We start from the raw sequence: 15,854 nt of genomic DNA, 5'->3' as shown, positions 1-15,854 counted from the left end.
CACGCGCCAATATTGAGTAACCTTGAGCTTCTCGACCGCTTGCTTTTAGATTTCACCGCCAAAAGTGAGCGCCAGGCAAGCATGATTAACTTGCAGGCGTACCTGGCCATATATACACACAGGACAGCTTCCCTTCGACATTCTCATTATTTTTGTTTTTCCCATCTACAAACATCACTCCCGGCTTGAGAAGTTGCCCAGGTGTTGCCGACCTCAGCGTACCCGGAATTGAAATCAGGGGGCTATTGGTGGGCTGGATATAGGTTTTCACCCTGTAGTACCAATCCCCGGTATAGTCTGGCCCTACCGCTCGGCAGTTATATTCCGAACCGAAGGCAATCTGCACGGCAGAATCCACATTATAGAGGGTAAAAAAACTGTACATATCATTCGTACAGTTGTTTGTATCATCATCTCTAAAATTATAGGCTTTGTATTCAGTACCAACATCAAGACTACAGGTGCCACCAGGATCCTCTATACTACCTTTTTGATATAGCTTAATACTTCCCTGAGCCAGAACAACCGTCATCGCCTGAACGGCAACAATCAGCAAGCCGGCGCTTATTTTCGTAAAAATATTCATTCTCAGTCACCTATAAAGTTCGACCAATGGACGAAGGGAAAGATCATAAACGCGTATTAGTCAGAAAGTTACGATGATAATAGGTACCCTTGGGCTTGAATGAAATTCTCTGTTTGTGAAGATTGCCGTTTTTGTCTCGCAAGGCAACCTTCAAATCTTGATCCAATCGCGGACGCGGATGGACGCGAGGCCTAATGAACGGGATGTTATCGTTTCGACACAGTAAAACAGCAAAGGTAAAGGGTTCATACCACTTGGATTTGCCGACATCCAGAAGCCGAGGGTCTTTTACAACATCAGGCATGAACTCATCGAAAGCCACCTTGTTTTTTAAATCATTATTTCCAGTAACATCTTCAAAGTAATAGCCCAGCCAACTGAACATAGTCTCTTCCAGCTTTTCGCTTTCCCAGCGAATGGAAGACACATTAATAAATTCCGGAACACCCGGTTCTAATTGGTCAGGAAGTAGCCATTCGAGCATGATAAAGTCCTGCCCCCTGCATTTGAACGTCCACCAATCCTGGCTGTTAAGAATCAAATCGAAGTCAGCGTTATCATTGCCCGGTTCGCCTCCGCTGCCACCGGCTATGCGCTCCCGAGTGAGATCATATACAAACTCTGCGGGCTTCACGGACCTGACGGTGATTCGTTTACCGATGCCCTCTTCCCCCTCTTTCGCTGTATCGATCCACTCACCACCGCCATCGGCGCTGTCTTTCTGAAATCTGGCATGCAGCGTTGCGGTGCTATTGACGGGCGCAACGGAATGAAGATAGAAATCCTGCTCGACCAGAGAATCATTTGCTCGCAGAGCGTCGGCATTCGGTGCGTGACCGGGATTACTTGGAATGGCCAGGTCGAAGTAAGGACTCAGGATTTTATGCACTTGCAACTCTTGTTTCGCCCCCGGATCGACTCCCAGGTCCTCCACCGGTATAAAAGGCAGCTCCTCACCATTTTTGTAGACCAGGCGCATGCTTGCCAACTCCGTCAAACTCAGTTTGTAGTACTTGAGCTCTTCGTCTATTGGATCCCACACACCATTAGTCTGGGTACTGACCTCAACATGAAGTTGCTGGTAACCATTGGCCAGCACATTACCTTCCGTTTGCAGCTCCGGCCCACCCACCACTTTGATCGTGAACAGGGCCAGGGGGACTTCCCAGGTCGGATCCGGGTCCTGCTGTTTTTCGCCGATCACGCTGTAGCCCCGGAAAAACACCACGCCGTTACGTACGATTTCGCACAACACCACGCTCGTCTGCTCCACCCCTTGCGGTGGGGCGGTGTAAAGCCCTTCGTCTACGCTGCCGCCACCACTGACCACTCGCCACCGCCGCGGCACCTGGGGCATCAGAGCAACATTGTGGTTCAATTGCACCGTATTGGCGGCGTTGAGACGCTCCACCACAGCCGGCTCGACGTTCAAAAACGACTGGGCATTGTCCAGCAGCAGGGTAGATTGCGTTGTTTTGACGTCAGCACCGAGTGTCTCGCACAGCACCTTCTGAATCGAGAAGCCCTTGAGCTCAGCCTCGGCGCTGGCCACGAACCGCCACTGCGTGTCGGCAACCCTGCTCAGGCTGCCTTGTAGCGGCGCAAGCAGGCTGCATCGGGCTTCCTGCCCCATCGCAGTCGCGTTCAGTGTAACTTCGCCAGGTGCCTTCTTGAGCAAGTGGGTGACCAGTTTCGGCGCGATTTCCACTTCGCTGTAGTCCACCCTGAGCAGCGTCGAGGCCGTGTAGGTTTTGTCGTTGTTTTCATAGGTAGCCGTCACCAACACACGCAACGAGCGGTAGCCAATACGTTGCGGCGACACCGCCCTATACAAGCCATTGTCTATGGTGCCGTGCCCGTCCTCGGAGTGACTTTGCAAGCTGACGGCTTCCCACGTTTTGGCCGTCAGCGTCCTGCCTTCCCAATCGAGCAGCCGGAATTGCTGTCGCCCCCCGGCCTCGATGACCGGGAACGCAGGTTCCAGGCGTATGCTGGTCTGTGCGGGGCTGATGCGACCAAACGACACCAGGTCATGAGGCGTGTGTTGCGCGACTTCTTCGTAGAAATTCAGTCCGGGGAAGGATAGATGCGCCGGTAACTCCACGTTGTTATTGCTGGCATACCTCAGCATGTCCCGGGATAACACCCACAAGGCGGTGTATTTGCGATCACCACCAGGATTGGTGTCATCGGGCATCAAGTAAGGGAAGTCGGCACCGAGTTCTTGCCCCGGGCCACTACCGGCCAGTAGTTCGATCAATGCGAGCACCACACCATCGCCTTCATTTGCCGCACCTCTGACCTTCGCCCCGGGTGCAGCCTGGGTCCGTAGGCGGAAACGCCTTGGGGCAAGCCCGTGGTAGCCCTTGAGGCCGATTCGTCCCAGCTGAAACACGGTCTGGTCCGACGACAATTTGTCAAACTGCTCTTTAAAATAGACACCGAGGCGCTCTGCGTGCTCTCCGCCCAAGAGATCGCAGGTAAAGGTACTGGCCCCCTTCAAATCCATCGTGATACGGCCTTGCCGATCGACTTCAGCCACCACCAAGAACAAGTTGACCTTCATCGTCAGGGTGAAACCCTGCTGTTCGGTGATGTAACCCGTGGACAATAGAGCGTCCGAAGCGCCCACTCGAGATTGCCACGTCTTGATTTCCCCGCCCACGATATTCATCGTCACCGTGGCGCTGGAGTCCGCTAAGGTCGCACTCTCGAAAGACACCTTCGGCGCACCGAGAACGATTGATTTAACCTCGACAGACTGCCCCTCAGGCGCGTTAATGGCAGTGCGACCATTCAAATAGGGTAAGAAAGTGAATTCTTCATAGCGCGTTACATATTGCTGCTCCAGAAGATAATTAATGCGAAGGCGGTCGCATATGAATAATGCATCCCAACCCCGGGTAATCAGTCTACCCTGCATAAGCGCAAGAACTTCATTCAACGTAGCCATGGTAAACCCTCTTCCAATAAAAGGATCAATTACAAACTCAACGCACGAATGACCGCACCTGAATTGGCTAACGGTAATGGCACGATGGTGTAACCTTCAAATAGACCAAGCACGGGTTCAACAAATTTTGCGCCAATGACGACGCAAGGTTGTGCACTGGGTCCGCCTTCACGATATAACCCCGTATCGCTATCGATTTCTCCGGGACCGCCGAAGGGGAGGAACCACTCCGGCTCGATGGAATTGTGGTTAATCGTGGCTCGCAACTGAAGTTCACCTTCGGCGGAATATTCAAGATCGGGTTTTATAACCATCATCGCGTTTTTATGTTGTGCCACCACATAACTTGACCATGTATTGCCGCTGTCTTCATCGGTCACGTTGATTTCATCGAAAACAAAGGTGGCCTCACCCGTGATCTCGTCGGCGGCAATATAGTCGTATCCACCGGTGGCAGGATTGGGGACCAAATCTCCACTTTCGCCTGGTACCCGATTCTTTATTTCCCACGTCAATGGTCCGCCACCGATGGAGCCCGCCAAAAACGAAATGCGATCCTGCGGGTTGCACACTTCAATAACGGGATTGACCACAAGACTTTCCCTGATCACTGTTACTACGACCACACTTCGCTCGTCACTGGCCTCATCATGGGCAATGACCAGTACCTGAAGAGGGGCTGCGCCCAGTGTATGGGCCGGCGGTGCCCGGTACTCCCCTTCAGGCGTCATCCTTCCAGGATCCAAAGCACCCGGCGCCTCTACCGTGAAACTGACTCCGGGGGCGGCCGGTTCCACCTCGAACGAAACTATTTCCCCAGGCAATAACAGCGTTTTCGGCGCACGGATCGTGAACGAGGCGCTGGAGGAAAGAACCCGGCCAAAGTCGACATAATCCTGTGGGAGCGCCACGACTTCCGATTGCAACCGGTGGGCGCCCGCCAGGTCTACATCCGCCAAAAAACCTTGGGTACCGGTGGCCGTCAGGCATTCGGCGTACTGCTCGATCAACGCGGTTTTAACCGCATGCCCGATAAACGCCACGATCCGGTCGCGCAGGAGTTGCGGTGTGTTATCCGGCAGGCCACTGATGTACGTCACGTCCGGCGTCTGCGTGCGTGGCACAAATAACTCGGCACCGACTTCGTACGGCGCGAACTCATCGACCATCATCCGGAACACCTGCTCAAGGCTGAAGCTGAACGTCACCGTAAAAGAGGTCCATCCCCCCGTGCTGCCCTGGAGCCGATAACGCAGTGGCACATCGGCCCTGGTTTGCCAGTGCTGAACGGCCCGAGTCAGTTCAAATCCGGCCGTCAGTGGCTGAGCTCCTTGCACCAGCGAGATACCAAAAGTGTCACAGCCAAAGTCGTAAAGATTGTCCTTATAATCGCGAGCCGTAATGGTCAACTCGCCCGAGGTGGCTTTCATGCCTATCACACGTCCATCGTCTTCCATCAGTTCGAAGTGATTGCTGCCAAACATGCTCAACAGTGCCCCACCGAACGCGGCCCGATTGATCAGCCTGGACGAGAACAGCGCGGTGCTGGCGTAGTCCTTCTCGGCGTCATTGGCGATCAGGTATCGGTATTCGCTCGGTTTGTTGCCGGGCCTGCCCATCGCCATGGTTTGATAAAACAGCAACGCCCCTTCGCCCGCGACCTCGCCGCTCGATTGAGTCCCGACATCAATGGACTTGATACACAGGAAAGGATTTTCCTGATCCGGGAACCTGGCCAACGGAAATACGGAACGTTCATTGGCCAAGGCTTCAAATTGCGCCTTGAAGAACTTGCCGCCAGCGACCTGTTCCTCCAGCACCGGTGAACTCGTCAGCCTGAGTTCTTCCGCCAACGTCAGGTCCAGCACGACCTGCGCATCGCGTCCGGCTGCTGCTTCTTGGAAAGTAACCGGTTGCTCGTCTGTGACCAACTTATAAGCATTAAGTGGGCTAAAGAGAAAAACCGACTGGATAAGCTGTTGATCAATTTTTTTTTGCATGATCACTTCTTGGCCGCTGCTCACTTGCAGGGATAAACCCACGGCATTCGATACATACGACGTTGCTGGAAAGGAAATCTCGGGATAACTCAATGAGCACCCGATCAAGTGATGGGTAAGCGGAGTATCCGGCACTTCGTAACTTCCGGTGATGCCATTCAGGCTTATGCCCTGGCTCAATCGGAGTGCATGGTCCTTTTGTAGCGCCTGGTTCACCGAATGACCCGACAAGGCAAACAATGCATCCCACTCGCGCATCTGGCTGGTGCCCTGCATCCAGCCTAACAGTTCGGTTACCGAATAACTGGCCATCGCTACTTTCCTCATTTAATAAAGGGTTGCAAGCAAGTCGTTATACAGATCAATAAGCCAGGCCTGTCTCGCCATCAGTCTCGGCAACACTCAGCGGCACATCGGGAATATCGTGCAAGGGCAGCGCGAGCAGTAGATGACCCTCTAGAATACCCAGAGGCCCCGCGTCATAGGACGCTCTGATGAACACGAAAGCCTGCGGGGCCATTTCGTCAACCTTATAGACGCCTGGGGTTTCGCTGTGCCATGAGCCGGGGCCGTTGAATTCAATACTCCATTCAGCATATTGGGTTAAATCCATGTTATTGAATTTGGCTCTTAAAGCGACTTCTATCAATCCTTCCAAGCTATCAGGGGCTTGAATGGTGATCCCGGGATTTGTCTGTGTAACCACCATGTAAACCGACGCCGTATACCCCTTATAAGTCGCCACGATTTCATCCATCACATAGGTTTTCCCTTCGACGACGTCTTTATTCGAGACATAGGTGTAAACGCCATTATTGGATTCGATAGAACCGCTCTCCCCCGGAACCGGGTTGTTGATGACCACCGTAGGCGCAGGGCTGTCCTCATCGTCCTTCAGATAGCCAAGCTTTAACGGTACACTCTCGTCTAAATTGCAAATCTGAATCAGTGGATTGATCGTCAAGCGCGAGCGCACTACCGTCACCAAGGCAGAACTGCTGAACTGGGTAACAGGGTCGGTTGCGGTGACCCGTACACGGGTGAAACGCCCCTCGATCTGATTCGCTGCCGGAGGTGTGTAGACCCCTGTATTTTCATCGATCGTACCTGCGCCGACAGCACGACGCTGCAGGTCTTCAACAGCCCATTTCAGGCCATTTCTTTCAGGAAAAACCTCAAAAGCATAGAATGGCGTGCCGGCGGCGAGGCGGGGTTCCGATTCGGTAATGGCGAAGGTTGTCAGCCTAGGATTGATGCGCCCAAATACGCCTGCGTCGTATGGATACCGTATCTCTTCTGGGACAAGAGTGTTGCCGAAATAAAATTCCAGATTCTCCTCGATGAACTCAGAGGCAGAAAAAGCAAAACTAAAATTTTTTTCAATCGCCACCTTAATTCTTTGTTCGAGCAGCCCAGCCTCAAATAAATATCCTGACTCCTCCGTGAGATATATCTTTCTCGACAAAGTTTCACTAAACCGTGCACTCGCCCTCGCCACCTCCCCAGCCGGATGCTCCTCGCTGAACTGAGCAGCAAATACTTCATCACCAAATTCTGGCACACCCATTACTCCAGACATGCCTCTTGACGAAACCAAGCCGGACACACACGAAAAATTCTTCAGCACTATGAGCCCTGCCGATTCATCCAACTCATATGTAACACTTACAGAAACAGAAAAGTCTGGTGTCAATCGACCGGCATCTCCCCCGGATATCGGAGCATTAACGTACACATACTCAAAAATACCTGGAAAACGTAGCAACACCTCCCATTTCACAGTCACTTCATGCGCCCTAACCTCTATAACAAATCCGTTACTTGCTGGAAGTACGAAGGGCACAACTCGGAACTGCGGATCTGCCCAAATAGTACCTCCCTGCTCGCCAAAACCATATTCGTAAGTCAATCTTTCCAACGGCACGGGCTGCCCCCCCGGAATAGCGACCCCCCCTTCCAATGCTGTGGCAGAGGCAACACTATTGCCAAGAACATATCTAAAATCAGTACATCCGATCGCCCCTCCTATGCTCGAAGTCAACGCCGACAATAATATCCGTTGCCGCTTAATTAATACTGTCGCGGAGTAGTCCTTGTCAGCGTCCTTCGGAATCAAATAACGATAAGCAGTACCGGGATCATCCCCCTCGTCCCTACCTTCCATACGCACCAAGGCCAGTATCGCTCCGTCGCCAGGCTGGGCCCCTTTTTGAGTGCGCAATCTGAACGACCGGGGTCGCAATAAGACATGATTGCCGCGCTTGATCGTCCCCAGCGTCCAAACACGTTTTTCGTCATCCAATCGATTGAAGAGTGTCTTGAAAATCCGTCCTGCGAGCTCCTGCTCTGCCAGAGTCTCCGCGAACATCAATCGGAAGTTGTCACTCTTGCTCAGGTCCAGTCGAACCTTGTCATCCGCTGAGATATCCCCCGATACTTGCGACAACAATAAGTCGAGGAATAATTGCGGCCCATCCAAAGGATCGTAGTTGAGGATTCGAGTGACTTTCCAGCGGTTCACCTCTTTCTCGATCGACGCCTGATTTCCCGACAGCACAGCCATTCGCAAATTGGCCCGTGAACCATCAAGACCGGTATCCTCATAAGACAAACGAGGCACATCCATCACAAAGTTTTGAATATACTCACGAAAAGCAGTGCCTCCTGTAGGAATCGCCCCTGTAATGGGACCGATACGGTCACCCTGGGAAAACTTCACAATGTAGTCTTGGATCAACAGCAAATTGGTTTTATTTCTTTCAAAGGCGAGCACTGCATCCCAGCCCACCGTGCGATCCTCACCCCTCATCCAGCTCAGAAGCTCTGCCAACGTATAGGTAGTTGCCATTTCCATACCCTCAAATATCAAAATCAACGGTGAGCCGAGCCGTCTCGCACACTTACGACTGGGCGCTTCCTATCGAGATAAACGTCACAAAACCATCTGATCGCCAGAACAGCGAAAAGCAATTACCGAACCGTGCCCTTCAACGACAATCAGTCTTTCCATAAAAAATAGTGCGTTCAGGGCGCCAGAAGAAACAGCCGTTCATCCACCTTCTTATAAGTGCTGCCCTGGTCGTAACTCAACTGAACCAAGATAGAAAGTTTTTCAGCCATTACCAGCGAATTTAAAAAGCCCTTATCAAGCGCTGGCAATATATATCCATCGTAGTATTCATCGTCGGTAAGGGGCTGCGTTTCGTCACGCATCGTATGAGTTACTACCTCGTGTGTCGCTGACGATACGCCGCTTGCCTGAATGTTTAGAAGTTGCCCTTCTGCAATGAAATGCCACCTTTCCAATTTAAAGAGCATGACCGGGTCGGTGATCTCGCTCAACTTGATATAGCCACCGCTAAGTCTCGGCCTTTCGGCCTGGACCTGCGGCCAGCCACTGTCGAAGTTTTTTATGTCCAAATCATAAAACGGTGAATTGTGAGGAACGGTTTCATCTGGCGGCAGAACTTCGTAATGAATCACAACATGTTTCCCCACATTCATCGGTACGGCCGTACGGGGAATGTTGAATCGCCTGTCGTAGCCGACCGCGGGCATCGTCACCACCAGCGGATCGCCAAAGCCGTCCCAGATCATGCTGACCCTGTCATCGTTGCCAATCACGGAGTCCTGCGGGATATCGATGACGGCCCCGGTCAGCACATCAGCGGCCTTCACCCACCCCTTGACCACGCCCGACCCGTCGTCATCGTAAAGAGTGGCCTTATCCACATTTGGTGTATACAACTCAAGGGGGCGCCGAACCATCAGCGTCAACGGGCGCGAGCTGAACGAAGCCCCTGCCCGCGCATAGTGATAAAGCAGCTCGACAACCTTGCCGTTGTTCTCCTGTAACCAGCGGTGTTCGAGGACCAGCGTGATGATCCCGCTCTCGACCGCCGACACATCCAGCAGCGCGGTAGCGAGCAGGTTGGTGTCGCCTTGCGCATATACCGTCACCACGTCACCCGGCTGCCGGCTGTCATACAGTGGCACCTGCACGGGCAAGCCATCGGGGTGTCGTGCCGGGTCAATCGAGCCACTGTCGGCACCCGCGACAATCAGTTCGGGCAACAACGGTTCAAGGGTGTCCACTGCCGTAATGGTCTGTTCGGCGGAAGTTGATTCGGGCGTGAGCGGATCCTGTGGATCGGCGTACTGCACCTGGTACTGCATAACCCCATGACCACCGTTCTGGATCAATGTGAGTTGTGCCTTGGGCAAAGACCACTCCAGGGTTTTGCCCACGTCATCGGCGCTCAATGTCCGGCGTATCGTATGGGGCGTAGGGGTCCCTCCAGTAGCGCGATGGGCCACCCAAGTGAAAGTAAGCTCATCACCTTCGGCCATCGCCTGATAAGGCGCCGTGGAGATGAGCGCGGGGCCGGCGATGGCGCTTGGGTCCACGCACAATGCGTGAGATTCCTTCATCTGAGCCACAGGCAAGCTCAGAAGACCGACGCGCTTGCCCACATAAAAAAACAGACGCCGGGACTCTTCCCCCAGTGGTCCGCCATCCGATTGCCGATAGGAGTAAAACACTTCCCCCTGATCCAGGCTGACGAGTTTGGCGTTCTCAATCACTATCGGCATTCTTGGATGACCGTTCTCGTCATGTTCCAAACGGTCATCGACATCCTGGTAGTTGGTTTCATCGATCGCTTCGCCCATCGGGCTGCGCCCTCGCCAGTTGGGTTCGATCCCATGACCTATTGCAAGTCCTGGATACTGCACATAGGTCAACAAGTCGTCTGTTCCCAACACATCCAGATCGATCACGTTATCGCGACCGAGTAGCGGAATGTGGGGAGCCGGTGGGGCATCTTTTGTATTCATGGGTTTGACACCCTCGTTGAGTTTTCATGCAGCGATAAAGACGTTTTACCCCTGACCGATGGCGCCGACCACTATCAGAACTGTTAGGTTACTGGCGCTCTACAGACTGTTACCGTATCGACAACTCGCCGTAGCCCTGCCGTTAAAAGGCGCCATTCATTATGGCTTTCGATGACTCATTGAGGTGTGCCCCCATGAGTGCCGATACTTCCGTTCCCTCCAACGCATTCAACTTCATGCAGTCGCTGCAAAGTGGCGTTGACCCACGTACCGGGCAATACCGGATATCCCTCGACTTACCCGAACTCAAGGGCAACGATTTGCGCGGCCCGGGGTTTTCGCTGGCATTGGCTTTCAGCGCTCTCAACACAACGGACAGCGGCTATGGCATCGGCTGGAATGTGCAGCTGTCCGAATACGATATGAACAAGCAGGTTTTATCCACGAGCACAGGCGAACGCCACACCGTGACCGCCAATGGCGTGGACGGGGAACTGCTGATGGAGACCAAAAAACTCGACAGTTTCCGATTCTTCGAATACACGCCATTTCAAGATAAGAAACAGTTCATGCTGGTGCACAAGACCGGCACCGTGGAAATTTTGCGAGAGCGCGGTATGGGTAGCGACCGCGTCGCCGTTCCGATCGAAATCTATAGCCCCCTGGGCCACAGGCTGGTCCTTGCCTATACCTCATTCAACGGACACACGCTGCTGCAATCGGTCAACGACGACGCGGGGATCCCCTTGTTGAGCGTGCGGCGCGACGCCGGCAAACTGGATCTGGATGTCTACCCCGATGTCGATGAGGCGCTCCCTGCGCGGGCGCGCTATACGATGACTTTCGACTCGGGCGAGCTGAAATATGCCCGCACCATTGCCCTGCCTGCCGATGAATCCGGCCAACGAGGTTACTGGCGATTCGACTACACGATCAAACATGGGCACACCGTGGTGACCAAGGTGGAAAACCCGTTGGGCGGTAGTGAACTGATCGTCTATGACAGCGAACACAGCTTCCCCGGCCCGTCAGGCCGCTACCTGCCACGTGTCAGCCGTCACGAGATTTATCCCGATGGCGCCCCTGACAACCCGGACAAGGTGCAAGTCGAATACACCTATCCGGATGATAAGAACTTCCTGGGCAACACCTTGCCGATCCAATGGGGCACCGACAACAAGGACCCGCTGATCTATCAGAGCAGTACTTACGACTACAGCACCGTGGAAACCCATTACCTGGCGGGAACACCTGTGCGTAGTGTCAAACGCACGTTCAACCGTTTCCACTCGCTCATACTCCAGACCACGACACAAGGTGACAACATCCAGGAAACCGAAACCGTTTACCCTTTGCGCAACGGCTCGGTGCTGGATCAACCGAATACCTATCAACTGCCTACGCAGGTGATCAATCGCTGGCGGCTTAAAAGCAACCCGACACGTCAACGCGCAGAAACAGAGACCTACACCTACGACAGCTCCGGCAATGAACTGACCCACGTTGAGGCCAGTGGCATCACCACCACCAACGTCTACTACCGCGCTTCTGGCGAAGAGAACTTCCCCGATAACCCTTATGGGTTTGTCTGCAAAGTCAAGAGCAGCACGGTGACGCCCGCACCGGACCACGAGCCGGCCCCGACTTTGCGGACCCACTACCGCTACATCGAAATACCTCCACTGGCCAGGACCCCGCTCGCGAGGCCCGTCACGCTCGACGAGCAAGTTCTGGTTCAAGTGCACGATGCCGGCACCCCCCAGGAACGAGAGGAGGCGTTGCAGAGCACCACCTACCAATACTGGACTGACCTGAACGACCCTTTACGTCATGGTCAATTGTCGCGGCAGGCTGTATGCCTCAATGGCGCCACCACCTACACTGATACTGATTACCAAAGGCTCTTCGGCATCGACTTCCCCGAACCCGCCATCCAGCTCACCACGACCTTGAGTACCGATTTCGACGGTGTTAAGAAAGTCAATATCGAGCAAACTTCGGCACTGACCGGAAAGCTATTGTTGTTGCACTCGAGCGACGTGGAAATCCGCTATGAGTACGACAAACTAGGACGACTGGTTCGTGAAACCACGGCGCCCCGAAGCAGCGAATTCAAGGCTGTACGCACCTATCGGTATTTCCCTTCTGCCGGCGTGGGGCACTTCAGTGGGCGAGATGCCGTCAACACACGTGGAATCACCACCCGCACCCAAATTGACGGACTAGGACGCCAGATTTATGAAGAGCGCGATAATTTCAGCGAAACCAACCCCACGCGCGTCGAACAAACCTGGAAGGCTCGTTACAACGGTTTGGGCGAGCTGATCGAAGAAACCCGCTACGACTATTTTGAAGGGCGCTCCTTCGCCTACACCACCACCTATGAGTATGACGACTGGGGCGAACAGTCCTGTGTCACTGGCCCTGACGGTGTGCAGGCCCACACCGAATTCAACCCCATCGGCATCGCCGTCGGTCACCCATCTCCCTGGAACGGTCTGGTGGAAACCCGGTGGCGGCAAGGCCCTGGCCATTCTCCGATAATCAGTGGCAAAAGCGAGACCCGCATCAACTTGCTGGACAAACCGGCGCAGACAGCCAGCCTTGATGCACAGGGCCAGGTGCTTGCCACCCGCACTTACCAGTACGATGGCCAGGGTAACTGCACACAAGAGGTCGACGAACTCAAACGCAAGACGCTTTACAGCTATGACCCCTGGTCCCGCATGGTCACCACCACCTTGCCGGACAAGTGTGTAGTATCACGCGAATATGCCGCCCACAGCCGCTCGGATCTGCCCACGGCGCTGAGGGTGAAACCTGCCTCCGGCAGTTCACCCCACCCCGTGTTGATCGGCACCCAGACCTTCGACGGCCTGGAGCGCCTGACCGAAACCCAGACCGGCATGCGCAGCGAAACGCTCGGCTACATCGACGATCAGTTGCAACCCAACACGAGAACCACCGCCGCCGGCGCGGTGATCACCTATGAATATAAAAATCTGCAACTGACCGATCAGCCCACCGCCATTCATTCGCCCGACGCACAGAGCACCTTTGACTACCATCCGATCTCGGCTCGTCTGGTCAAGGCGCAGAACGAGCAAGGTTCGCGTCACTACGAATACGACATCACCAACCAGGTGCGCAGTGAGCAATGGGTCGATGAGCAGGGATTGTCCTGGGAAACCCAATACATCAGCACATCGGGTGGACAACTGCGCAAGCGCTTGGATATCAACCACCTCAACACCGTCGAAAACGTCTACGAATACGACAGTGCGGGACTCGTTACGCGCAGCGTTCAGGGTGGCCTGGAAGCGACATTCGAATACGATGCGCTCAGTCGCTTGAGCAAAACCACCAGCGTTGATACTGACGCCAACACCACGCTCATCACCGAGTTGACGTATGACGATCAGGATCAGGAAATCCTGCGGACGATCACATTGCCGGGGCATTCGACACGGACCATCGAGCAGGTGTGGTATCCCGACGGGCAGCTCAAGTCACGTCATCTGCAAGTCGAGGAGGCTAGCCAACTGAACAGCCTGCTCCTGGAGACGTTCGACTACGACGACCGTGGCCGCTTGAGCGTCCATACCTGCTCGGGCCGGGATTTGCCCAAGGATCAAGCCGGTCGCGCCATCGAGCAACAAATGTACATTTTCGATGACCTGGACAACATCACCCTACGAGTGAGCCAGTTTTCGGGAGGGGCCAGCGAGGTCAACGAATACTTCTACGCCGACGCCGCCGACGACCCCTGTCGCCTGGTCAGGATGACCCGCAGCCTCGATGGAGGCCCCACGGAGGAACAGACCTTCGACTACGACGATAATGGCAACATGCGTAATGACGAGCTGGGGCAATTGCTGCGCTACGACAGCCAGAGCCGCCTGCTGGAAGTCCGCTCCGTCAGCCAGCAATCGGTCATGCAATACCAGTACGATGGGCATGATCGCCTGATCAGTTCCCAGGCGGGTACCCTGGCGAAATCCTTGCGCCTCTACCAGGGTGACGAACTGAGCTATACCGTCCAGAGCGCCGCACAGACCCACTTCTTCACCGCCACAGACCAGGTCCTGGGCCAACACCAACCGGGTGATCCGTCGAAAAACCTGCTGTTGTTCACCGATGCCAATGGCAGTGTACTGGGCGAATGCCAAGGTGCCGCGTTACGCGCCGCCATCTATAGCGCCTACGGCGAGCGCAGCAGCGAAGAACCTTTATTGAGCGTGCGGGCCTTCAATGGCGAGGTGCGGGAAAGTAGCAGTGGCTGGTACCTGCTGGGCAACGGTTATCGCGCCTACAACCCGGTGCTGATGCGCTTTCACAGCCCGGACTCCTTCAGCCCTTTCGGTGCCGGTGGCGTCAATCCCTACTGCTATTGCCTGGGTAACCCGATTCGCTTCAAGGACCCGACGGGCCATGTGAGTTCGGTCTCGCGCATGAAACACCCGGATGAGGATCGGGTTCCGGGCGCGTACAAACGAAGTAAAAACTGGGTCGCTGTCGCTATCAGCGCCGCCGTGACTGTCGTTGCGGCTGTCTTTGCTGTCATTACCTGGGTCCCCACAGGCGGCCTGAGTGGCCTGGCATTGGCTGCCGCTGTGGTTGCTAACGTAGCATCAGTGACTGCCGTAGGTTTGGGGTTCGTTACTACGGCGATCAGAGCGGCAACAGCCGATGATAATGAGGACGCTTTGCTGGTGGGCCAGATATTGGACTACGCGGGCATGGGAATTGGCTTGGTTGGCGCGGTCGGTGGTTACGCTGTAGGACGCGCTCTAGCAAACCAGACGCCTAAGTGGTTCAACGGGCTCGTCATGAGTGGGGTCAGCGAACTCCCACCGCCGCCCCTGGAAATACCCAAAGCGGTACTGAGGCGTAACCTGCCTTTCTATCGCAGTTCACCCACGGTGAGTTCGGCAGGACAAACTGCAGCGCCCCCGCCCCCTCCCGCCGGTCGTCCTCCAGTGAAGCCTCCCCAACCCGCCGGTCGTCCTCCAGTGAAGCCTCCCCAACCCGCCGGTCGTCCTCCAGTGCAGCCTCCCCAACCCGCCGGTCGTCCTCCAGTGCAGCCTCCCCAACCCGGCGCGAATGAGGCCCTTAGCAAGACTGAGCTCCAATTAGTATTGGAAAGGTTAAACCCAAGATTCCACACCGATGTCGGTGCTAGTGCCAACGTTCAACAAGCTGTGTCAGAAGTACGAGACATAATTGCAGCAATGCGGCGCTCCTGAACCGCCTAATCCCCCTCATTCACCTGAACACCAACCTGACCGAGAACACCTCGGTCTCGGTTGGTGCCTGCCCCCGAAACATTCTGTTCCACCTCCCTGACACCCCACGCTCACAATGAGAACTCTCTCATATCCCGCCCCCCACGCCTCTTCTTAAACTTATCCAGAGAGACCTTATCGACACCGGCCAAATCGCAGTGCGCCCCGTCCGGTCTCACGCCTTGAATGCCGAG

6 protein-coding genes are annotated in these 15,854 nt (G+C 54.7%); 1 reads left to right on the top strand and 5 read right to left on the bottom strand.

What is annotated here, in order from left to right; translation table 11 throughout:
- Window positions 1-85: 85 nt before the first annotated feature.
- The 5 genes from AB7M32_RS17880 to AB7M32_RS17860 all read right to left on the bottom strand — a co-directional run bounded on the left by AB7M32_RS17880 (window position 86) and on the right by AB7M32_RS17860 (window position 10,375).
- Complete coding sequence (locus AB7M32_RS17880) at window positions 86-586, bottom strand: hypothetical protein (RefSeq protein WP_454250782.1); 501 nt, start codon at window positions 584-586, stop codon at window positions 86-88.
- Window positions 587-629: 43 nt separating this feature from the next.
- The gene (locus tag AB7M32_RS17875; RefSeq protein ID WP_454250781.1) at window positions 630-3,539 is read right to left on the bottom strand and encodes a hypothetical protein; all 2,910 of its coding nucleotides are present in this window, start codon (window positions 3,537-3,539) and stop codon (window positions 630-632) included.
- Between the two features lie 29 nt (window positions 3,540-3,568).
- Window positions 3,569-5,851, bottom strand: coding sequence for a hypothetical protein (locus tag AB7M32_RS17870; protein ID WP_454250780.1), 2,283 nt, complete (start codon window positions 5,849-5,851; stop codon window positions 3,569-3,571).
- A 49-nt stretch (window positions 5,852-5,900) separates the two neighbouring features.
- A complete protein-coding gene (locus AB7M32_RS17865) occupies window positions 5,901-8,387 on the bottom strand; it encodes a hypothetical protein (protein WP_454250779.1) in 2,487 nt (828 codons plus the stop codon).
- 176 nt (window positions 8,388-8,563) lie between these two features.
- Entirely contained in the window at window positions 8,564-10,375 is a 1,812-nt protein-coding gene (locus AB7M32_RS17860; protein ID WP_454250778.1) for a hypothetical protein, read from the bottom strand.
- A gap of 194 nt (window positions 10,376-10,569) precedes the next feature.
- Here AB7M32_RS17860 and AB7M32_RS17855 point away from each other — a divergent pair, with 194 nt between their 5' ends.
- On the top strand, window positions 10,570-15,621 hold the full coding sequence (locus AB7M32_RS17855) for an RHS repeat-associated core domain-containing protein (RefSeq protein ID WP_454250777.1): 5,052 nt from the start codon (window positions 10,570-10,572) through the stop codon (window positions 15,619-15,621).
- Window positions 15,622-15,854: the final 233 nt, after the last annotated feature.

Source organism: Pseudomonas sp. R151218B TE3479, assembly GCF_053629195.1.
This window is presented reverse-complemented; position numbering and strand designations above follow the sequence as displayed.

Coding starts and splice junctions, on each gene's coding strand:
- AB7M32_RS17860 (WP_454250778.1), bottom strand. CDS start 10,375: ATGAATACAAAAGATGCCCCACCGGCTCCCCACATTCCGCTACTCGGT.
- AB7M32_RS17875 (WP_454250781.1), bottom strand. CDS start 3,539: ATGGCTACGTTGAATGAAGTTCTTGCGCTTATGCAGGGTAGACTGATT.
- AB7M32_RS17865 (WP_454250779.1), bottom strand. CDS start 8,387: ATGGCAACTACCTATACGTTGGCAGAGCTTCTGAGCTGGATGAGGGGT.
- AB7M32_RS17855 (WP_454250777.1), top strand. CDS start 10,570: ATGAGTGCCGATACTTCCGTTCCCTCCAACGCATTCAACTTCATGCAG.
- AB7M32_RS17880 (WP_454250782.1), bottom strand. CDS start 586: ATGAATATTTTTACGAAAATAAGCGCCGGCTTGCTGATTGTTGCCGTT.
- AB7M32_RS17870 (WP_454250780.1), bottom strand. CDS start 5,851: ATGGCCAGTTATTCGGTAACCGAACTGTTAGGCTGGATGCAGGGCACC.